Origin of the sequence: Caballeronia jiangsuensis (assembly GCF_046030135.1) — a bacterium.
GTDB classification, from domain to species: Bacteria; Pseudomonadota; Gammaproteobacteria; order Burkholderiales; family Burkholderiaceae; genus Caballeronia; species Caballeronia jiangsuensis.
On the sequence record NZ_JAQQDB010000027.1, the window covers coordinates 30,344 to 51,292 of the forward strand.

General features: G+C 63.9%; 18 protein-coding genes and 1 tRNA gene. 10 read left to right on the plus strand and 9 right to left on the minus strand.

Features of this window, described 5'->3' with window-relative positions; translation table 11 throughout:
* The first annotated feature begins 11 nt into the window (after positions 1 to 11).
* The 5 genes from xdhC (at position 12) to PQR08_RS25540 (ending at position 5,396) form a co-directional block, all read left to right on the plus strand.
* A complete protein-coding gene (gene xdhC, locus PQR08_RS25520; protein WP_238210094.1) occupies positions 12 to 1,028 on the plus strand; it encodes a xanthine dehydrogenase accessory protein XdhC in 1,017 nt (338 codons plus the stop codon).
* Positions 1,029 to 1,068: 40 nt separating this feature from the next.
* The gene (locus tag PQR08_RS25525) at positions 1,069 to 2,091 is read left to right on the plus strand and encodes an adenosine deaminase (RefSeq protein WP_250483235.1); all 1,023 of its coding nucleotides are present in this window, start codon (positions 1,069 to 1,071) and stop codon (positions 2,089 to 2,091) included.
* Between the two features lie 5 nt (positions 2,092 to 2,096).
* Positions 2,097 to 3,470, plus strand: coding sequence for an NCS2 family permease (locus PQR08_RS25530; RefSeq protein WP_187607214.1), 1,374 nt, complete (start codon positions 2,097 to 2,099; stop codon positions 3,468 to 3,470).
* A gap of 24 nt (positions 3,471 to 3,494) precedes the next feature.
* Complete coding sequence (gene guaD / locus PQR08_RS25535) at positions 3,495 to 4,823, plus strand: guanine deaminase (RefSeq protein ID WP_238288181.1); 1,329 nt, start codon at positions 3,495 to 3,497, stop codon at positions 4,821 to 4,823.
* 135 nt (positions 4,824 to 4,958) lie between these two features.
* Positions 4,959 to 5,396, plus strand: a complete 438-nt coding sequence (locus PQR08_RS25540) for a hypothetical protein (protein WP_313761165.1) — start codon at positions 4,959 to 4,961, stop codon at positions 5,394 to 5,396.
* Here the strand turns inward: PQR08_RS25540 and PQR08_RS25545 are convergent, their stop codons facing one another.
* From PQR08_RS25545 to PQR08_RS25580, 8 genes are all read right to left on the minus strand, one after another.
* Positions 5,397 to 6,461 carry a 2-aminoethylphosphonate aminotransferase gene (locus PQR08_RS25545; RefSeq protein ID WP_250483234.1) on the minus strand — a complete coding sequence of 355 codons (1,065 nt, stop codon included), beginning with the start codon at positions 6,459 to 6,461 and terminating at the stop codon, positions 5,397 to 5,399.
* Entirely contained in the window at positions 6,461 to 7,618 is a 1,158-nt protein-coding gene (gene aepY / locus PQR08_RS25550) for a phosphonopyruvate decarboxylase (RefSeq protein ID WP_250483233.1), read from the minus strand. The genes PQR08_RS25545 and aepY overlap by 1 nt, the downstream gene beginning before the upstream one ends.
* Positions 7,611 to 9,308: a phosphoenolpyruvate mutase gene (gene aepX / locus PQR08_RS25555; RefSeq protein WP_250483232.1), complete on the minus strand. Its 1,698-nt coding sequence runs from the start codon at positions 9,306 to 9,308 to the stop codon at positions 7,611 to 7,613. The genes aepY and aepX overlap by 8 nt, the downstream gene beginning before the upstream one ends.
* Positions 9,305 to 10,081 (minus strand): phosphocholine cytidylyltransferase family protein, encoded by a 777-nt coding sequence (locus PQR08_RS25560; RefSeq protein ID WP_250483231.1) that lies wholly within the window; start codon positions 10,079 to 10,081, stop codon positions 9,305 to 9,307. The genes aepX and PQR08_RS25560 overlap by 4 nt, the downstream gene beginning before the upstream one ends.
* Positions 10,082 to 10,104: 23 nt before the next feature.
* Positions 10,105 to 11,121: a flippase-like domain-containing protein gene (locus PQR08_RS25565; protein ID WP_250483230.1), complete on the minus strand. Its 1,017-nt coding sequence runs from the start codon at positions 11,119 to 11,121 to the stop codon at positions 10,105 to 10,107.
* Complete coding sequence (locus PQR08_RS25570; RefSeq protein ID WP_250483229.1) at positions 11,118 to 11,930, minus strand: HalD/BesD family halogenase; 813 nt, start codon at positions 11,928 to 11,930, stop codon at positions 11,118 to 11,120. The genes PQR08_RS25565 and PQR08_RS25570 overlap by 4 nt, the downstream gene beginning before the upstream one ends.
* Positions 11,927 to 12,625 carry a CDP-alcohol phosphatidyltransferase family protein gene (locus tag PQR08_RS25575; RefSeq protein ID WP_238210080.1) on the minus strand — a complete coding sequence of 233 codons (699 nt, stop codon included), beginning with the start codon at positions 12,623 to 12,625 and terminating at the stop codon, positions 11,927 to 11,929. The genes PQR08_RS25570 and PQR08_RS25575 overlap by 4 nt, the downstream gene beginning before the upstream one ends.
* 208 nt (positions 12,626 to 12,833) lie before the next feature.
* Complete coding sequence (locus tag PQR08_RS25580; RefSeq protein ID WP_250483397.1) at positions 12,834 to 13,550, minus strand: DUF4136 domain-containing protein; 717 nt, start codon at positions 13,548 to 13,550, stop codon at positions 12,834 to 12,836.
* Between the two features lie 222 nt (positions 13,551 to 13,772).
* Between PQR08_RS25580 and pepN the strand changes: the two genes are divergently transcribed.
* From pepN to PQR08_RS25605, 5 genes are all read left to right on the plus strand, one after another.
* Positions 13,773 to 16,490 carry an aminopeptidase N gene (pepN, locus tag PQR08_RS25585; RefSeq protein ID WP_408162766.1) on the plus strand — a complete coding sequence of 906 codons (2,718 nt, stop codon included), beginning with the start codon at positions 13,773 to 13,775 and terminating at the stop codon, positions 16,488 to 16,490.
* A gap of 115 nt (positions 16,491 to 16,605) precedes the next feature.
* Positions 16,606 to 17,625 (plus strand): class 1 fructose-bisphosphatase, encoded by a 1,020-nt coding sequence (locus PQR08_RS25590; protein WP_187607225.1) that lies wholly within the window; start codon positions 16,606 to 16,608, stop codon positions 17,623 to 17,625.
* A gap of 53 nt (positions 17,626 to 17,678) precedes the next feature.
* Positions 17,679 to 17,754: transfer RNA gene (locus PQR08_RS25595), tRNA-Thr, on the plus strand.
* Between the two features lie 611 nt (positions 17,755 to 18,365).
* A complete protein-coding gene (locus tag PQR08_RS25600; RefSeq protein WP_035505326.1) occupies positions 18,366 to 18,515 on the plus strand; it encodes a hypothetical protein in 150 nt (49 codons plus the stop codon).
* A gap of 235 nt (positions 18,516 to 18,750) precedes the next feature.
* Entirely contained in the window at positions 18,751 to 19,353 is a 603-nt protein-coding gene (locus PQR08_RS25605; protein WP_238210062.1) for a chorismate mutase, read from the plus strand.
* Between the two features lie 6 nt (positions 19,354 to 19,359).
* Here PQR08_RS25605 and PQR08_RS25610 read toward each other — a convergent pair whose 3' ends face one another.
* Complete coding sequence (locus tag PQR08_RS25610) at positions 19,360 to 20,505, minus strand: exonuclease domain-containing protein (RefSeq protein ID WP_408162769.1); 1,146 nt, start codon at positions 20,503 to 20,505, stop codon at positions 19,360 to 19,362.
* Positions 20,506 to 20,949: the final 444 nt, after the last annotated feature.

The window sequence follows — 20,949 nt, forward strand, 5'->3', positions numbered from 1 at the left end:
GAGCTCACTCGATGCAAGTTTGGCTGAACGACCTGCAACACCTGCTCGCGCACGGCGACGCCGTCGTGCTCGTGACGGTCGCGCGTGTCGAAGGCTCCGCGCCGCGCGAGCCGGGCACGAAGATGATCGTCACGCGCGAGGAAGCGCGCTATACGATCGGCGGCGGCCATCTGGAATGGAAGGCCATCGAGACCGCACGGCAAGTGCTGAAGGACGGCATGCGCAGCCCGCGCATGAGGAGGCTGGAGCGTTTCGCTCTCGGCCCGAGCCTCGGCCAGTGCTGCGGCGGCGCGGTCGTACTCGCGTTCGAGCGGCTCGACGTAGCGGATCTGAACTGGGTGACGACGCTTTCGAAACGCACCGCGCAGGGGTTGTCGACCGTGCGCAGCGTCTCGTTCGCGCCGATGCCCGACGCCGTCATGCTCTCCGATCCCGAACCGGGCGCGACCGACGCCGACTGCCTCCTGTGGGACGGCGCCGGTTTCGACGAGAGCGGCGCGCTGCTGACCGAAACCATCGCGCCGCGCGACTTCCAGGTCGTGCTGTTCGGCGCGGGTCATGTGGGCGCAGCGCTCGTGCGCGTGCTCGCGACGCTGCCCTGCCACGTGACCTGGGTCGACGAGCGCGACGCCGCGTTCCCGGCGCCGCAGTTCGTGCCGGAGAACGTGACGATCGAGCCGAACGATGCGCCCGACGAAGCCGTCGACCGCGCGCCCCCCCACACGTACTACATCGTGATGACGCACAACCACACGGTGGATCTCGCGCTGGCGGAATGCATCCTGAGACGCGGCGACTTCGCGTTCTTCGGCATGATCGGCTCGTTCACGAAGAAGAAGCAGTTCGAGCACCGGCTCGCGGCGCGCGGCATCGACCCGGCGCTCATCGCGCGCATGGTGTGTCCGATCGGCATCGACGGCATCGTCGACAAGGCGCCCGAAGTGATCGCCGTTGCAGCGGCCGCCCAACTGCTGCAGGCGGTCGAAGCCAACGCTTCGAGCCACGCGTCGTCGCAACAGACCGCCTGACCCACAGGCGCAACCGTAGCCCCAACACAACCAAGCCCACATGAATCCCACACTCGCCGACAAGATTGCGCGCGCGCCAAAAGCCGAGCTGCATATCCATATCGAAGGGTCGCTCGAACCGGAGCTGATTTTCGCGCTCGCAAAACGCAACAACGTGAAGCTCGCGTACGACTCGATCGATGCGCTGCGCGCCGCTTACGCGTTCACCGACCTGCAATCGTTCCTCGACATCTATTACGCGGGCGCGAGCGTGCTGCTCACCGAGCAGGACTTCTACGACATGACGATGGCCTACGTCGAGCGCGCGCTCGCGGACCACGTCGCGCACACGGAAATCTTCTTCGATCCGCAGACGCATACGGAACGCGGCGTATCGATCGAAACGGTCGTCGCGGGCATCGATGCCGCGCTCGCCGAAGGTGAGAAGCGCGGTCTTTCGAGCAGGCTGATTCTCTGTTTCCTGCGCCATCTTTCCGAAGAAGACGCGCTCGCGACTTATGAGAGCGCATTGCCGCTCTTCGACAAGTACGCGCATCGGCTGATCGGTGTCGGGCTGGATTCGTCGGAGCGCGGCCATCCGCCGTCGAAATTCGAGCGCGTGTTCGCCAAGGCGCGCGAGCGCGGTCTGAAGCTCGTCGCGCATGCGGGCGAGGAAGGCCCGCCGTCGTATGTGTATGAAGCGCTCGATTTGCTGAAGGTGGATCGCGTCGATCACGGCGTGCGCAGCATCGAGGACGCGGCGCTCGTCGCGCGTCTCGCGGATGCGCGCATCGCGCTGACCGTGTGCCCGCTCTCGAACCTCAAGCTCTGCGTGTTCGACGACATGACCAAGCACACGCTGAAAGACCTGCTGGATCAGGGCGTCGCGGTGATGATCAACTCCGACGATCCCGCGTACTTCGGCGGCTACGTCAACGCGAATTACTTCGCGATCGTCGATGCGCTGAAGCTCACGGATCACGAGGTCTACACGCTGCTTAAGAACAGCCTCGAAGCCTCGTTCGTCACCGAAGAAGAACGCGACGCAATGGTCGCGCGCCTGGATCAGCACTGGAAGCAGTAAAGCGCATGGAAACCACAGCAACAACACCACAACAGGACTCGACCGCGCTCGAACGCTTCTTCGGCATTCGCGCGGCGGGCTCACGCACGAAGACGGAAATCGTCGCGGGCATCACGACGTTCCTCACGGCGATGTACATCATCGTCGTCAATCCGGGCATTCTTTCGCAAGCGGGCGTGCCGTTCCCGGCCGCGCTGACGGCGACCGTCATCGTCAGCTTTCTCGGCAGTTGCGCGATGGGCCTTTACGCGCGCAATCCGGTGCTCGTCGCGCCGGGCATGGGCATGAACGCGCTCTTCGCGTTCGTCATGGTTCACGGCGGCAAGATGCCGTGGCAGACCGCGCTCGGCTGCGTGTTCTGGTCCGGCGTGATCTTCGCGGTGCTCGCGGCGTTCAACGCGCGCAAGCTCGTCGTCGATGCGATTCCCGCGAATCTGCGGCACGCGGTGTCGTGCGGCATCGGCTTGTTCATCAGCCTGATCGGCCTCGTGAACGCGAAGTTCGTCGTCGGCGATCCGGTGACGATCGTGCATTCGGCGTCGCTGAATCCCGTCGTCATCACGTTCCTGATCGGCCTCGCCGTCACGACGATCCTCGTCGCGCGCAAGGTCACCGGCGCGCTGATGCTCGGCATCGTGTTCACGACGATCATCGCGATTCCGATCGGCCGCTTCTGGGGCGACGGCACCGCGTACTGGCCGGCCGCGATCGCCACCAAGACGCTCGTGAACTGGAACGGCCTCGTCTCCGCGCCGGACTTTTCGGCGGTCGGACAGCTCGACCTCGTCGGCTCGCTGAAGGTCATTTACTGGCCGTTCATCTTCGTGATGCTGTTCACGTCGTTCTTCGACGCGCTCTCCACGTTCATGGCGATTTCCGAAGCCGGCAAGCTCTATGACAAGGACGGCAATCCGCGCAACATCCGCCAGTCGATGATGGTCGATTCATTCTCCGCGCTCATCTCCGCGCCGCTCGGCACGAGCCCGGCTAACGCGTATATCGAATCCGCGGCGGGCATTTCGGCGGGCGGGCGCACGGGCCTCGTCGCCGTGGTCGCGGGCCTGTGCTTCCTGCCCTTCCTGTTTCTTTCGCCGCTGCTGTCGCTCGTTCCGGCGATCGCGACCGCGCCCGCGCTCGTGCTCGTCGGCGTGTTCATGATGGAAGCGATCACGCAGATCGAATGGCATCGCTTCGACGAAGCCATTCCCGCGTTCCTCGCGATGATCCTGATCCCGCTGACCTACTCGATCACCGATGGCGTCGCGTACGGCTTTCTCGCGTTCGTCGTGCTGAAATCGGCGACGGGGCGCGCGAAGGAAATCAAGCCGGCGATGTGGATCATCGCTGCCTTCTCACTCGTGCTGCTTTCACAGCTTTAAACCCAGAAACGGAGACGTTGCATCATGACTCAAACCGCCTACCGCGCCCAGTTGCTGACCTTCCGGGAAGATCCCGCGCATGCCGCTGACGGCGCGGTCTACGAGGCCGATGGCCTTCTGCTCGTCGAGGACGGCAAGGTGGTCGCGGCAGGCGCGTATGCGTCGCTGCGCGACAAGATAGCCGCCGACGCGACCGTCCACACCATGCGCGACAAGCTGATCGTGCCGGGTTTCATCGACTCGCACATTCACTATCCGCAGACGGACATGATCGCGTCGCCCGCGCCGGGCCTGCTGCCGTGGCTCAACACGTACACGTTCCCGACCGAGCGCGGCTTCGAGAATCCGGCGGTGGCGCGCGAAACGGCGAGCTTTTTCATCGACGAACTGCTCGCCTGCGGCACGACGACAGCGTTCGTGTACTGCACGGTGCACAAGCAATCCGCCGATGCGTTCTTCACCGAAAGCGAGGCGCGCAATCTGCGCATGGTCGCGGGCAAGGTGCTGATGGACCGCAACTGCCCCGAGTTTCTGCGCGACACGGCGCAATCCGGCTACGACGACAGCGCGGAACTCATCGCACGCTGGCACGGCCGCGGACGTCAGCATTACGCGCTGACGCCGCGTTTCGCGCCGACATCGACGGAAGCGCAGCTCGAAGCGTGCGGCGTGCTCGCACAAAAGCATCAGGACGTGTTCATCCAGAGTCACGTCGCGGAGAACACAGACGAGATCAAGTGGGTCGAGAGCCTCTTTCCGGGGCATCGCAGCTATCTCGACATTTACGATCACTACGGTCTGCTGCGTCGCCGCGCGGTGTACGGCCACTGCATTTATCTCGATGAGCGCGATCGCGAGCGCATGGCGGAAACGGGCGCGGTGGCATCGCACTGCCCGACTTCGAATCTGTTCCTCGGCAGCGGCCTGTTCGACTTCGAGAAGGCGGGCGAGTCGAACATGCCCGTGGCGCTCGCGACGGATGTCGGCGGCGGCACGTCGTTCTCCATGCTTCAGACGATGAACGAGGCGCACAAGATCGCGCGCCTGACCGGGCATCATCTGACCGCGACGCGCATGTTCTGGCTCGCCACCACGGGCGCCGCGCAGGTGCTCGAACTCGACGACAAGATCGGCACACTCAGCCCCGGCAGCGAAGCGGATTTCGTCGTGCTCGATCCGAACGCGACGCCGCTGCTCGCGCGCCGCACTTCGCGCACGGAATCGCTGGAAGAACTGCTGTTCGCGTTCGCGCTGCTCGGCGACGATCGCGCGGTGTTCGAAACGTACGCAGCCGGCAAACGCGTGCATTCGCGCGACAAGCGCAACACGGCGAGGCTGGAACTGGCGGCCTGAGGCGCTGTAGTCGATTCATCCGACAAGCGGCCCGCGGGCCGCTTTTTTGTTGGCGCGGCCACGCGCCCCGCGACGATTCGTGCAGATTTACTGCAATCTCGCTAAAGTGCAAGCTGTCCTGAACATCGCGTCAACATGATGCACGTCGTCCGAACCTGTCGAATCGCCCTCGCCGTGACGCTCGCGTCACTCGGCGCGCTCGCGCATGCGAAACCGATCGATGCGCAACTCGACTGCAAATCGACCGCGCACGATTTCGTCGCGCCGTTGCAGCAGGACGGACTGCTCGAAACGAAGCCGATGCGCGTGGAGCCGAACTCCGTCAACGCGTTCAAGCCGGTGAAAGGCGCGACGCTGACGGCTTACGGCTTCAAGGTTTATGTGGTCGTCGCTTACCAGAAGGATGACCCGATCTTCAAACTCGGCAAGGGCGAGCCGATCGCCGATTCGGCCTACGGCGTGGTCGTGTGGGGCGGCGACAAGGAGGTCGAACAGCAGGTGCGCGCCGCGGGCAGCGACGCGGATGTGCACCACGTCGCGCCCTTCATTACGGCGATTTTTTGCAAGCAGTGATCAGCGCAGCAACGCCACGAACGACGAAATCAACCGGTCCATATCGTTCGCATCGAGCGCGCCCATCGTCGAAATGCGGAACAGCTCCTTCGACAAACCGCCCTGCCCCGCGTAAATCACGAAGCCCTTCGCCTTGAGCGAGTCGTGCAGCGTTTCATACGTGACGCCGGCAGGCAGCCGATACGCCCGCAACACCACCGACGACTCCTCCGGCGACAACGCGCTCTCGATGCCGAGCGCAGCCAGCCCCGCGCGCACCTGTTCCGCGAGCTTCGCGTAACGCGCGTGACGCGCGCGCCAGCCGCCTTCCTCTTCGAACTCGCGCAACGCTTCGACGAGCGCGTAATACGCGTGCACGGACGGCGTGAACGGCGTGTTGCGCTCGTCCTGCAACTTCGCGAGTCGCGCGATGCCGAGGTAGTAATTGCGGCTCGCCGCTTTCGCCAGCGTATCGCGGCGCGCGATGACGAACGCCGCGCCCGGCACGCCGTGCAGGCATTTGTTCGCGGTCGCGGCGATAGCGGCGATGCCGCCGCCGTCGAAATCGATCGCTTCGGCGCCGAAGCTGCTCACCGCATCGAGCAGCAGACCGATGCCGCGCTCCTTGCACGCGCGGGACAACTGATCGATCGCGTTCAGACGGCCCGTCGTCGTTTCGTGATGGATGATCGCGACGTTCGTGAACGGCTTGCTGTCGAGCAGCGCGATGATCGCGTCGATGTCCGGCGCCTGCATCCACTCGTATTTGGCGACTTCGTACTCGATGCCATATTGCTTCGCGATCTGCGCGATGCGATCGCCATACACGCCGTTCTCCACGACGAGCAGGCGCCCGCCTTCGGGCACGAGACCGGCGATCATGCTTTCGACCGCGGCGGTGCCCGAACCCGTCATCAGCACGGCGCTCCACACGGCCGGATCGAGTTCGTAAGCGGCGACGAGACGCTTGCGCGCCTCATCCTGCAAATCGAAAAACTCCGGTTCGCGATGGCACAAGTCGGTTTGCAGCAGGCTCTTGCGCACGCGTTCGCTCAGCGTGACAGGACCCGGATTGAGCAGCAGCATCAACGGTCTCCAATGTGTTGTTGCAAACGTGCGCGCACGTCCTCGGGCGTGATCTTCGGGCGCGGCAGGTCGCCCGGCGTGCCGGTCCTGATCGACAGGCGCGCGAAACGTGCGCCGTTCACGTCTTTCGCGTCGAAGAGACGATCGATTACGCCGATATCGTCGCCGTCGAGCGCGAGCGCGTAACCGCATGCCGACGCGATCGACGCGAAATCGACTTCTCGCGACACCGTCGCCTGGCCGCCCGTCGATTCGTGCGCGCCGTTATCGAGCAGCAAGTGAATCAGATTCGACGGTCCGTACGCGCCGAGCGTCGCGAAAACGCCCATGCGCATGAGCGCCGCGCCGTCGCCGTCGAGCGCAACCACGCGCAGGTCGGGACGCGAGAGCGCAAGGCCGAGCGCCATCGGCGTCACGCAGCCCATCGAGCCGACGAGATAGAGCTGGTTCTCGCGGTCGTCGATCGCGTAGAGCTCGCGGCCGCAGAAACCGGTCGACGCGAGCACGACAGTCGTGTCCTTCGGCGTGTTCCCGATGACTTTTTGCAGCGCGTCGTGGCGCGTCACGCGCTCGCCTTCGAAGCGCTCAACGGTCGCGGGATGCGCATTGGCGCGCACGCCCGACAGCCCCGTCTTCTTCAACTCGTAAGGCGCGACGCTGCCCTTTTGCATGACGAGCGCATACGGACGGCCGGTGCTGTCCATGTACTCCGTCGCGCGATCGAGCGCCGGGCCGATCTCGTCGGCTTCCGTCGGGAACAGCTCCCACGGAATCTCCATCGTTTCGAGCATCTGCGGCGTGATCGGACCCATCAGCGCGTGCTGCGGCTCGTCGTGAACGCCCGGCTGGCCGCGCCAGGTGACGATCAGCAATTGCGGCAGACGGAACGTCCATGTCAGCGACGTCAGCGGGCTCACCGCGTTGCCGAGACCGGAGTTCTGCATCATCGCGATGCCGCGGCGCTTGCGACCCGCGCCGAGTTCGACTCCAGCGATCAGCGCGACCGCATCGCCTTCGTTCGCCGCCGACACGTAATGCAGCGATTCGTCCTGCAACACGTAATTGATGAATGGCGTGAGAAACGAGCAAGGCACGCCCGCGTACCAGTCGAAGCCACGCTCGCGCGCGGCCTCGACGAACTCGGCGGCCTCAATCACGCGCGTTCTCCGTCCCTTCGGAACCGATGGGCGTCTGACCGTGCGCGAAATCGCCTGCGCGACGGAAATCGTCGAGATCGTTCACGCCGCGCCAGTGGCCGTGCACGTACTGCACTTCGATCTTCTGCCCCGCGGCGATCAGCGCGTTGAGCAGCGCGGCCATGTCGAGCTTGTCGAAATCGGCGCGCTGTTGCAGCGTGTCGAGCGTCGCGAGCAGGCGTTCGCGCGCACCGGCGCGCACCTTGATGAGGCCCATCCAGCGGCCTTGCGGCGCGCGGCCGTCCGTCAGCGCCTGGCCCGCGCCGACCACGCTGTCGAGCCACACTTTCTGGCCGAACAGCGCACGGTCGTCGGCGGTCGAGCAGTACGCGAAATCGGTCGCCGCAGCGCCTGCTTCCGGCGCCTGCGACGAATCGACGACCACGCAGAAGTCGCTGTCCGACTCGGTCAGATCGCGCAGGATGTAGCTGCGGAACAGCAAGTCGCCGTAGGAGATCACGGTATCGCCGTTCATGTGCCCGACCGCGCATGCGAGCGATGCAAGCTCGCCCGTCGTGTCGTGCCGCTCGTTGACGACGAGACGGATGCCGCCCTTCTCGATCGCATCGGCGCGATATCCGCCGACCACGGTGATGTCGTTGATGCTTTCCTTCTTGAACGCCTCGACGAGGTGACGCAGAAGCGGCTTGCCCGCGACCGGCAGCATCACTTTCGGACGCGCTTCGGTCAGCGCTTCGAGACCCGCGCCACGGCTCGCTGCCAGCACGATCGCGCTGCGCTTCTCATTGGCCGCGCTCAGATAGATGTTTTCGGCAGCCGAGTACTCGTCCGCGTCCTGCAGACGGAAGATCTCGTTCACCGACGCGATGCGGTCTTCCACGTTCACGAGCGTCTCGCTGTCGTGGATTTCCTTCGCGATGGCCTGCATCGCGGACACGGCGCCGCGAATCAGATGGTTCGCCCAGATCACGCAACTGATGCCGGCCTGACGGAACGCGTCGGTCGGCGTGCTGTAGTACTTCGTCGGCACGATGACGAGCGGACCGCGGCCGGCCCACTCGCGCGCGAACGTCAGGATCTCGTCGGGCTTCGACAATTTGCTGTGGATCAGGATCGCGTCCGCGCCCGCCTGGCGGTACGCCTCGGCGCGCTTGAGCGCTTCTTCCATGCCCCAGCCGGCGATCAGCGCTTCCACGCGCGCGACGATCGAAAAGTTCGGATCGCTCTGCGAATCCTTGCCCGCCTTGATCTTGCCGCAGAACTCGTCGATGTCGGCGAGCGGCTGCGCTTCGCCGTTGATGAAGCTGTTGGTCTTCGGAAACTGCTTGTCCTCGATGCACACGCCCGCGATGCCGCGCTGCTCCAGCTTCTTCACGAGACGGCGCACGTTGTTGAAGTTGCCGTAGCCGGTGTCGCCGTCGAGCAGGATCGGCAGATCGCTCGCATCGGCCATGAATTCGAGGTTGTCGACGACCTGCGTCCAGCTCGCCTCGTTGTTGTCGCGCACGCCGAATTGCGCGGAGATCGACAGGCCCGAGCCCCAGATCGCCTTGAAGCCAGCTTCCCGCGCGATGCGCGCCGAAATGCCGTTGTGCGCCTCCATCAGGAATTCGAGGCGATTGCTTTGCAGCATCTCGCGCAGGCGCATGGTGCGCGAGTAGCCGACGGGAATGTTTTCGGGTGCGTTCATTGTTGGGATGCTCCTGCAAACTGACGCAGCGCGTTCAATTGCGGCAGCACTTCATCGGCCGCGCGCTTCACGTCGTTCTGAAAATCGATTTCGATCCACGGTGCGCCGGTCACATCGGCGATATCGAACACGTGGGACTTTTCCAGCAACAGGTCGCGCACCGCTTCTTCATGCGGCATCTTCGCGCGGCCCGTCGCCGCGTAATCGGCGCAGATGTCGGCGAGGCGCGTGGCCGTCGCGTGATCGAAACGGAAGAAGCCCACCGATTCACCGATGGTGTCGTACTTGAGGCCCGCCGCAACCTGTTTGCGCAGTTCGACCGGCACGCCGTTCTCGACGCACAGCTTCACCGGTTCGTCGCCGGCTTCGAAATCGCGGTCGATCAACAGGCGATTCACCGAACCGCCCGCGACGAGTGGCTCGAAGATGCGTTCGTCGTACAGCACGTCGGCGTCCATCAGAAGGACATCGCCGCCGCGCGTCATCGCGTCGCGCGCGGTATGCACGGACAGCACGCTGCCGAGCGTGAATGCTTCGTTGACGACGATTTCGGTCTTCGGCTTCCAGTCGATGGAGGCCAGCTCGGCTTCGATCTGCTCGCTCTTGAAGCCGGTCACGAAGACGACTTCATCGACATTCGCCGACTTCAAAAAGTGCAGATGACGCTCCAACAGCGAAGCATCGCCAAAGCGAAGCAGACATTTCGGCTTTTGCTGGCCTTCGGGCTGAACGAGGCGCAAGCCCATCCCGGCCGCAAGAATAATTGCGCGCATGCTTGTGTTCCCTTCTGGGTGGGTCAGTCGATATCCGGCACGCGCGCGAGACGGCGGCGCTGCCAGCCTTTTTCAACGAAATGCAGATAGACGATGCCCGGCACGCCGAGCAGCAATTCGCGCGCGCGCTTGGCGAGCGACAGCGCGAGCGCGGCCTCGGGCGGCAGGCCGACCAGACGCGCGAGCAGCAGATAGCCGCCCTCCTGCACGCCGAGCGAGCCGGGAATGGCGAAGGCCGCGCCGCGAATCGCCTGGCCGAGACTTTCGAGCAGCAGCGCTTCCGCCCAGCCGACCGGATGACCGAGCAGATGCAGCGCGAGCCACACTTCGCCCGTGCCGACGATCCAGCCGACGAGACTCAAGCCGAAGCTCGACGCCACCTTGCCTCGCTCGCGATACATCTCGTGCACGGCGGCATCGACGGCTTCGGCGCGCGTAACGAGCGACGACCAGTCGCGCTTGGCCGAGAATTTCGCGGCGATGCCCGACGCGAAGCGCATCGCGCGGCCGAAGAGACCGCGCCGCTGCGCGAGATAGAAACCGAAGATCATGAGGCCGATCACGCCGATCACCGCCAGCACCGCGATCGTCACCGTTGACGACGAGCCGCCCGACGCGTAACCCGTCAGCAGCACGACGCCGATCAGCGCGAAGAGCAGTTGCGCGACGGTTTGCATCGTCGTGCTGACGGTGATGACCGCGGCCGCGTCGCGCGCGCGCATGCCGCGTTGCGCGAGATAGCGGACCATCAGCATCGGTCCGCCGATCTGGCCCGCGGGCATCAGGCTGTTCACCGATTCGCCGGCCCAGCGCGCGAGCAACGCGTCGAGCAGGGACACGTCGCGCTGACGGTCGGCGAAGAGCACGCTGATCGCGCCGGCATCGATGATGAGCGGCACGAAGTGAAACGCCGCGACCGCGAGCAGCCCCCAGCCCGCCGCGGCCAGCGTCGATGCGACCGATCCGAAGCCTTGCCAGCCGAGCAGCGCGACGAACAGCACCACGCCGACCGACAGCAGGAATGTGCCCGCGCGGCTCATGCCAGTCCGTTCTTGCCGCCCTTGCGGCGAAAGACCTGCCTGAACCCGAAATACGCGATCGAGTCCTTCATGTTCGAAATGAAGCGCTGGAACGGACGCATGTTGGGGTTCGTCACGTACTCGAACGTGAGCGACACGCGCATTTCGTTCTCGCCGAGCGGCGTCACGCGATGGCGGAGCTTGTCGCCATCGAAGAACACGAACGCGCCGGGCGGATATTGCACCGAGCCCGGCTGATCCGGAATGCCGGGCGTCTTCGTGTGCAGTTCGTAGTCGAGCTTGCAGGAGGAATCGTCGATCACGCCGAGCAGGAGCGTGTAGCGGCGGCCGTCGTAGTACGAGGTGTCGTAATGCCAGCCGATATGGTCGCCCGGACGCGTGTAGAAATAGAGCGCGTAGGCGTGCGGATCGTCTTGCGGCGAGAGTTGCAGCTTGTCGCCGGTGATCGACTCCAGCCATTTGATGAGCGCGTCCGAACGATACAGATCCGCGATGAACGGCGCGAGCTTGTCGAGCGTATGGCGGCTGACGCTCCCGCCCGCCTTGTGCCCCGGCAGATAGTTGCGGTTCACCGACGGCATCACGTCATGCACGGCGGCGATCAGGCGCTCGGTGAAATCGCGCGGCAGGAAATCTTCGATGTAGAGAAACGAGCCTTGCTGGCCGTATTCGTCGCGCAGCTTCGGCGTGGGCAGCGTGGCAAGCCGCGCGTTCATGGTCGAATCGATGTCGCGCTTCGACGGGCGAGTCACCGCCGCCGCATGCGCGGGCTGCGTCAGCGTGTTGTCCGGAGTTGCCGTATCGCTCATCTCACCGCCTGGAAATCGTTGCCGTCTTTTGCAGGGGATGCCTGCGCGCGGCGTTTCAACTGCGAGCTCACGCGCTGATAGTCCACCGCCACATAGATGGCGAAGAGCGGCGCGCCGATCGCCGCCGCGATCAGAAACGGCGTCATGCCGTTCAGAAGCGTCACGACCGGCAGCAGGTACAGCACGTCTTCCGTTTCGAATCCGGCCATCGACGCCTGCTTCGTGCCGGACTTGCCGACCATCGACTCGATACGCATGCGCAGAAAGAAGATCAGCGCGACCGCCACGCCCGCGATGCCGCCGAGCCATTGCGCGGGCAGGAGCATCGACGGGTGATGTACGGCGACGTAAAACCCGATGCCGAGAAAGAGCAGCACGGTCACGAGCGCGTCGCACGCGAGGTCATAGAGATGGCCGATCTTGCTCGACTGTCCGCTGATGCGGGCGAGCTCGCCGTCGGTGTGATCGACGAGGTTCGACAGCGCGATCAGCAGCGCGCCGAGCGTGCACATCCAGAACTGACCGAGCGACAAATAATACGCCCCGGCCAGACCGATGGCGAGGCGCAGCGTGGTCAGATGGTTGGGCGTTACCGGCGTGCCGACGAGCGGCGTGACGAGGCGGCGTGCGAGCCGCGCATCCCATGTGGTGGGCTCGGGAACGGCTTCAGGACGGGGCGGACACGATTTTGTCATCTCGGAAATATATCGCTAATTCGCCGAAGCTGCATATATTGCGGCCCGCCGTCGCGTCGATAATTCCCTGTTTAGTCAAGGCCAGCGGGCGTTTTTTAAACTTTCGCTGGAGCCGTGAGCAGAATCAGGCCCGGCACGCCGCGGCAATAATTTCCGACACGATTTCACGACGATGCGACGGCGCGCGGCCGTCGCATCCGTCCCGCGATCAATCGACGGTTTTGGCCGCGGGCGCGGGCGCCGCGCCGCCGGTCGAACCGGCCGCAGCCGTTTCGTTGGAGATGCCGCCGTTCTTGTCGACGGGCAGCGTCACCGTGCGCACCGTGCCGTTGCCGAGCGGGAAATCCGCGAGCGCGCTGCGCACGAGGTAAGGCATCGCCTGATAGAGCGACGCGTCGCCGGTCGAGTTGACTGCCGTCACCTTGTACGTCTCGCGACCGGTCTTGCGGTCGTTCATGCGGATCTGCAGCGCGTGGATATAGACCGGATAGCTCTGGTCGACGTAACCCGTCGCCCCCCACGGACCGTACGGTCCCCAGCCGCCCCACGGTCCGCCCCAGTACGGACCCGCGCCCCACGGACCGTACATCGGCCACGGATCATAGTAGACCGGCTGACGCACGGTCACCGTGTCGCCGCGAATCGAATAGGCGAGCGCGATCTGATAATTCGCGCTCGCCTCGGGGACCTGCCGGAAGTTGTATTTCGACAGCTCGTTCGCGACGAGCGTCTCGTAGGTCGTCTGCTCGATGCTGTTCTGCTGCTCGCCCTTGCGCGCGAACGCATACGTGCGCGTCGTGTCGCTGCCGCTCCAGTCCGAGAACGCGGTGACCTGCGTCTGGACATAGGTGGTGCAGCCCGTGAGCCACATCGCCGCCAGGATCAGCGCGGCCCATCTGGCGAGCGCCTTGATCGGGAAATTCATGGTCATCCTCACTTCGTTGAGCACCCTTCTCAGTTATAGACAGCACCGCCGTGACCCGCACGGCGGCGTCCTGTTTTGTGGGTTCCACGACGCGCTGCGCCGCCCGATTCACGATCTCCGGACGGCTTGTACAATGGTTCGACCAGGCGCGCATGCGTTGGTGCGCTCGACCCGCGCACGCGAGACGCCGCCGCCGTTCAATCCAAACATGAAGATCTTGCCATGTCTACCACGACCGCATCCGTTGTGATTCGCCGCCAGGACTACACGCCGCCCGCTTTCCTGATCGACTCCGTCGCGCTCGAGTTCGATCTCGTGCCGGCGCGCACGGTCGTGAAGAACACGATGAAGCTGCGCCGCAACCCGGACGCCCGGGGCGATGCGTCGCGCCTCGAATTGATGGGCGAACAGCTCGAATTCGTGAGCGCGGCGATCGACGGCGTCGCGCACGCGGATGTCCGTGTTCATGAAAACGGACTGTCCATCGGCAATATTCCGGCCGATGTTTTCGAGCTTAGCATCGAGAGCATCTGCAATCCGGCGGAGAACACGACGCTCTCCGGACTTTATGTCTCCAGCGGCAACTTCTTCACGCAGTGCGAAGCGGAAGGCTTTCGCCGCATCACCTACTTCCTCGATCGCCCCGACGTGATGGCCACTTACGTCGTCACGCTGCGCGCCGACAAGAGCGCGTATCCGGTGCTGCTGTCGAATGGCAATCTGATCGAGGAAGGCGATCTGCCCGGCGGCCGCCACTTCGCGAAATGGGAAGACCCGTTCAAGAAGCCGAGCTATCTGTTCGCGCTCGTCGCGGGCAAGCTCGTGTGCATCGAGGAGCGCATCCGGTCCGGATCGGGCAAGGAGAAGCTGCTGCAGGTGTGGGTCGAGCCGCACGATCTCGACAAGACCCGCCACGCGATGGACTCGCTCATCCATTCGATCCGCTGGGATGAAAAGCGCTTCGGACTGGAGCTGGATCTGGACCGCTTCATGATCGTCGCGGTGAGCGACTTCAACATGGGCGCGATGGAGAACAAGGGCCTCAATATCTTCAACACGAAGTATGTGCTCGCGAATCCCGAAACCGCGACGGACACGGATTTCTCGAATATCGAGGCCGTGGTCGGCCACGAGTACTTCCATAACTGGACAGGCAACCGCGTGACCTGCCGCGACTGGTTCCAGCTCAGCCTGAAGGAAGGCCTGACGGTGTTCCGCGATCAGGAATTCTCCGCCGACATGGCCGCGGGCGATGCCGAAGGCGCCGCGAGCGCGGCGGCGCGCGCGACCAAGCGCATCGAGGACGTGCGCGTGCTGCGCCAGATGCAGTTCGCCGAGGACGCCGGCCCGATGGCGCATCCGGTGCGCCCGGAAAGCTACGTCGAGATCAACAACTTCTACACGATGACCGTCTACGAAAAAGGCTCGGAAGTCGTGCGGATGTATCAGACGCTCTTCGGCCGCGACGGCTTCCGGCGCGGCATGGATCTCTATTTTCAGCGCTTCGACGGCCAGGCCGTGACCTGCGACGACTTCCGTCACGCGCTCGCCGACGCGAATCATCGCGATCTCGCGCAGTTCGAGCGCTGGTACAGCCAGGCGGGCACGCCGCGCGTGGCGGTCCGTGCGCACCATGACGCCGCGAACGGGCGCTACACGCTGACGCTCACGCAGGGTTACGGCGACGGGTCCGAAGCCGCGCGCGACACGCAGGAAGGTCCGCTGCTGATTCCGTTCTCGGTCGGCCTGATCGGCCGGAACGGCGCGGATCTTCCGCTGCGTCTCGAAGGCGAGAAGGAGCCGAACGGAACGACGCGCGTGCTCGAATTCACGGAGCGCGAGCAGTCCTTCACGTTCGTCGATGTGAACGAAGCGCCGCTGCCGTCGCTCCTGCGCAATTTCTCGGCGCCGGTGATCGTCGAATACGACTATACGAACGACGAGCTCGCGTTCCTGCTCGCGCACGACAGCGATCCGTTCAACCGCTGGGAAGCCGGCCAGCGTCTCGCCACGCGCGAGCTGCTCGCGCTGGCCGGACGCGCGGCCAACGGCGAAGCGCTCGCCATCGACGAACAGGTGATCGCCGCGTTCGCCCGCGTGCTCGACGACACCACGCTCACGCCCGCGTTCCGCGAACTTGCGCTGATGCTGCCGTCGGAAAGCTATCTCGCCGAGCAGATGGCCGTGTCCGATCCGGCCGCCGTGCACGCGGCGCGCGTCTTCATGACCCGCCGTCTCGCGTCGCAATTGCGCGACAAGTGGCTCGCGACGTATGAAGCGAACCGCACGCCGGGTGAATATCGTCCGCTGCCGGAAGATGCGGGCAAGCGCGGCCTGAAGAATCTCTCGCTCGCCTATCTGAGCCAGCTCGACGATCCGCGCGAGGCCGTCGGGCTCGCGCAGGCGCAATACGATGCCGCCGACAACATGACGGACCGCTCGGCGGCGCTTTCCGCGCTCTTGCTCGCGAGCGCGACGAGGGGCGCGGATGCGACCGTCGCGGACGCGGCGCTCGCGGACTTCTACAGGCGTTTCGAGAACGAGGCGCTCGTCATCGACAAATGGTTCGCGCTTCAGGCGACCCAGCGCGGCGGCCCGGATCGCAAGGTGATCGAGATCGTGCGCAAGCTGATGCAGCATCAGGCGTTCAACATCAAGAACCCGAATCGGGCGCGCTCGCTGATCTTCAGCTTCTGCAGCGGCAACCCGGCGCAGTTCCACGCCGACGACGGTTCGGGCTATGCGTTCTGGGCCGAACAGGTGATCGCGCTCGATTCGCTTAATCCGCAAGTCGCGGCGCGTCTCGCGCGCGGGCTCGAACTGTGGCGCCGCTTTACGCCGCGCTTGCGCGAGAAGATGCACGCGGCGCTGAGCGAAGTCGCATCGAAGGCGAAATCGCGCGACGTGCGCGAGGTCGTCGAAAAAGCGCTCGCGGCCTGAAGGCTGTTTTGCGACCGCCGCGTGAAGTTTTGGCGCGGCGGTCGCTGTCACATGGGGTGGCCGGGTCGAGCGGTTAGAATCGTGAATATTCGTCTAACGCTCACGGAGCCCTAGCATGTCCTCCATCTCCAGCCGCACCACGCTGTCGAAGTACCTCATCGAACAGCAGCGTGAACACCAGAACCTGCCGGCCGATCTCCGTCTGCTCATCGAAGTCGTTGCGCGCGCGTGCAAGCAGATCAGCTATCACGTGAGCAAGGGCGCACTCGGCGAAGCGCTCGGCTCGGCCGGTAGCGAGAACGTTCAGGGCGAAGTGCAGAAAAAGCTCGACGTGCTCTCGAACGAAATCCTGCTCGAAGCCAATGAATGGGGCGGCAACCTGGCCGCGATGGCATCGGAAGAAATGGAAAAGATCTTCCCGATTCCGAATCGCTATCCGAAGGGCAACTATCTGCTGACGTTCGATCCGCTCGACGGCTCGTCGAACATCGACGTCAACGTGTCGATCGGCACGATCTTTTCGGTGCTGAGTTGCCCGGACGGCGTCGAGCCGAGCGAAGCCGCGTTCATGCAACCGGGATCGCAGCAGGTCGCGGCGGGCTACGCCGTCTATGGCCCGCAGACGGTGCTCGTGCTGACGACAGGCCACGGCGTGAACTGCTTCACGCTCGACCGCGAACTCGGCTCGTGGGTGCTCACGCAGCGCGACATGACGATCCCGGACGAAACGCGCGAATACGCGATCAACGCGTCGAACGTGCGCCACTGGTACGAGCCGGTGCAGCGCTATGTCGACGAGCTGAACGCCGGCAAGGACGGCGCGCGCAAGGAAGACTTCAACATGCGCTGGATCGCGTCGATGGTCGCGGACGTGCATCGGATCCTAAATCGCGGCGGCATCTTCATGTACCCGGCCGATAAGCGTGATCCATCGAAGCCCGGCAAGCTGCGCCTGATGTACGAAGCGAACCCGATGTCGTTCATCGTCGAGCAGGCCGGCGGCGCCGCGACCAACGGCGAGCAACGCATCCTCGATATCGTTCCGACGAGCCTGCATCAGCGCGTGGCCGTGTTCCTCGGATCGAAGAGCGAAGTCGATCGCGTGACCCGCTACCACCTCGAAAAGAAAAATTGATTCGAGCTATTGCCAAAACGAGAATGTGGTCGCTATAATCTTGTTTCTCTGATGCCGGAATAGCTCAGACGGTAGAGCAGCGCATTCGTAATGCGAAGGTCGGGGGTTCGATTCCTCTTTCCGGCACCACAAAGATTCAGGCAGCATCAAAAACCCGCGATTACGCAAGTGATCGCGGGTTTTTGCTTTTGGGTCGATCCTGTGGAACGCGAGCAACGGTTTCGCGTTTTTTGCAACGGACATCGAGTTCGTACACGGGATTGCGATGCCAGCCAAAATCGGCTTCACCAATTTCACGAGCCGCCGCTCCGCGCACCTGATTCGCCTTATATGTGCGCTTTCGTACAACAACGAGCCATTTTCCGCTCCGCACCATCAAGCGTCAACGCTGGTTTCCCGGTATCGTTATATCCATAGAGGAAAAGCTACAGTTTAAGTACGCAACGGGTGTACTTCGCGCAGAGCCATGCTGGGTACGGCTCTCGGGGCTGCCGTAAAAACTGTACTTTTTGCAGCAATTGAGTAGATACGGCAAGCAATTACCGATATCGACCAGTCCGCAACACGAACGATCATGCGTTGAAACATCGAATCGCGCGAATGGACTCAAGCCGAAGCTTTCGCGATCCGATAACGCATCTATAGAGAGAACCGTATTGGGTATTTCGGCTGCATGTGGCGGCGCAAAAGCTGCATCGGCCAAGTTGGCGCAATTGTTGTAGTCATTGAGGAGAGAAATCATGGACGCAAAACCGACCAAAATCCCGACGCCCGACACAGTGCACTGTCCGGATCCGGAACCGGTTGGCGTCGAGTTTCTCGCGACCGAGCTGCCCGAGCATGTGCGCGCGTTCTTCGACGAACAGCGCAACTCGGCGCAGTCCAAATAGGCGGACATACTGGATCACGCCGTCGTCGTGAGAACGACGCCCGCTGCGCGCGGCGCACTTGGACCGTCCGGTCCGGATATGGCTCAGGCCAGGACGCGTCGCGCCCCTTGTTCATGACCGCATTCGGGCGAGTCGTGCAGTGCGGCTCGCCTCGTCGAATCGTTTTCCATCAATTGGCTGCTGTCGTTCAGATTTGAGGGCGGTGCGCTATTCTGGCGCTTTTGCCGGGACACCGATGCGCCGCCGATCGAACTCATCCCTCCTCGCCTCCGCCGCTTTCGCCTGCGTGCTCGCGCTCGCCGCGCCCTCATCCGTGCACGCGGACGGCGACGATACTCCGTTCACTAACCTCATTGCACTCGTGTCGCAACGGCTCGCGCTCGCGGAACCGGTCGCGCGCTGGAAGTGGGCTCACCAAGAGCCGATCACCGACGCGCCGCGCGAAGAGGCATTGCTCAAGCATGTCGAAGAAAAGGCGTCGGCCGCGCAAGTCGATCCTGAATTCGCGCGGCAGTTCTTCCGCGATCAGATCGACGCCAGCAAGGATGTGCAGAACGCGCTCTTTGCCAACTGGCGTGCGCTGAAAGCGGTGCCGGAAGGATCGCCGCCCGATCTCGCGAAGGACACGCGGCCGAAGCTCGATCGGCTCACGCAGTCGCTCGTGTCGGCGCTTGCGCATGTCGAGCCGATTCGTCATGCGGAGGACTGTCCGGTGCGGCTCGCCGAAAGCGTCGCGCGCTGGAAGCATTTGACACGCTACAACTCGTCGATGAACGCGCCGCTCATGCGCGCGCTCTCGCACGTTTGCGCGTCGGGCGGCGTGGGCGCGGTCGGCTGATCGCTCTCAGACTGTGGACGCAACTGTTCCGCAGGCGATCGGTGTCACGACAAGCCCGCGTGCGAGGCGCTCGCTCAGGATGCGATAGGTCGACAGCTCGAACGCGGGTGAATCGGCGCTCGCGTGCAGCGCGCCGGCCTGCCCCAGTGCGCTGGCGGTGCCGAGATAGCACCAGTTGTCGATGACATGCCACGCGCGTTGCCCCGATGCCTCGTCGCGCTCCTCGATCGCGATCGCGCCCGCGTAAGGCCACGGCGCGCCGCGGGCATCGCCCGGACGCGACTTCGGCGCGCGATTGTGCGCCGGACGCGCGCTCGCTATCCATTGCGCCTCGGCCAACAGCGCGCCGATCTCGCCGCCCGTCGCCCTCCATTCGAGGCGGCGCACGAGCGCCGACAGACGAAGATCTTTCGCCGAACGTCGCGGGCCGACGAGATGCGAGCGCACGCGCTGACGCAAGCGCACGCTTCGGCCTGCGTAGAGCGGCGTGTCGTCGTCGCCATAGAACATATAGACGCCACAGCCCGCGACGATCTGCTCGATCGTGTCTTCGTCGATGTGCGCCGCAAGCTGAAACCGGCGCGTCACGCGTTCGAGGTGCGCACGCATGACATCCTGCGTGTTTGCGCGATGCAGGTGTTGCCAGAACTGCCAGAGCAGGTCGGCGTCTGCCAGCGCCCGGTGCCGCGCCGAAGGTACGAGCGCGTGGCGCTCGACGAGTGCATCGAGCCCGTGACGGCTTTCCGCCGGATAGATCGCGCGGGAAAGCTGCACGGTGCACAGCACGTCCGGCGCGAAGCGAAGACCCATGCGCCTGAATTCGCCTTTGAGGAAACCGTGATCGAAGTGCGCGTTATGCGCGACGAAGAGCCGCCCGTTCAACCGCTCGAGCAGACCGGATGCGAGTTGTTCGAACGTCGGGGCGTCGCGCACCATCGCGTCGGTGATGCCGGTCAGCTGCTGGACGAACGCGGGAATCGGCTTTTGCGGGTTGACGAGCGATGACCATTGCGAGATGCCCGACGGCCCTGCCTCCACGATGCCGATCTCGGTGATGCGGTCCACGCCGAACGTGGCGCCGGTCGTTTCGAGATCGACGAATACGATGGGCTTGGATGGAAAGACAAGGTTTGCGGACAGATCGGGATGCATCGTGGACGGCGAAGGCGGCGCGGCGGGCGCCGGTGTGGACGTTGGCTGGATTGCCCATTCTAACGCAGCGTCGGATCGAGGGCTTTGGTCACGGAAGTCGCGGATGGCGGCTGGTTTGGATTATCTCCAAGTGCCGAACGAATTCGGCTCGAATGAACCGTGCTGAATATGATTTTTTGTTTCTTTATTATTCAGCTTTTGCTGATTTGTAATTCACGCAATGGCGGATAACCCGTAATAGCATTCCCGGATTACCAGAGTCTTAGGTCACGTGCGTCGGTAGCTCGATCATGTCCGGGCAAATCTGCATCGAAGGTGGCGACGGCGTAGGCCCGCGACCGCAGGCTCTACGCGGCGAACGGCCGGCGTTGTCTCGCGGGATGGCGCGTTGCGCCCATCTACGGACGCGAATATCACGTTTAATTTTCGCTAAAAGATAATCGA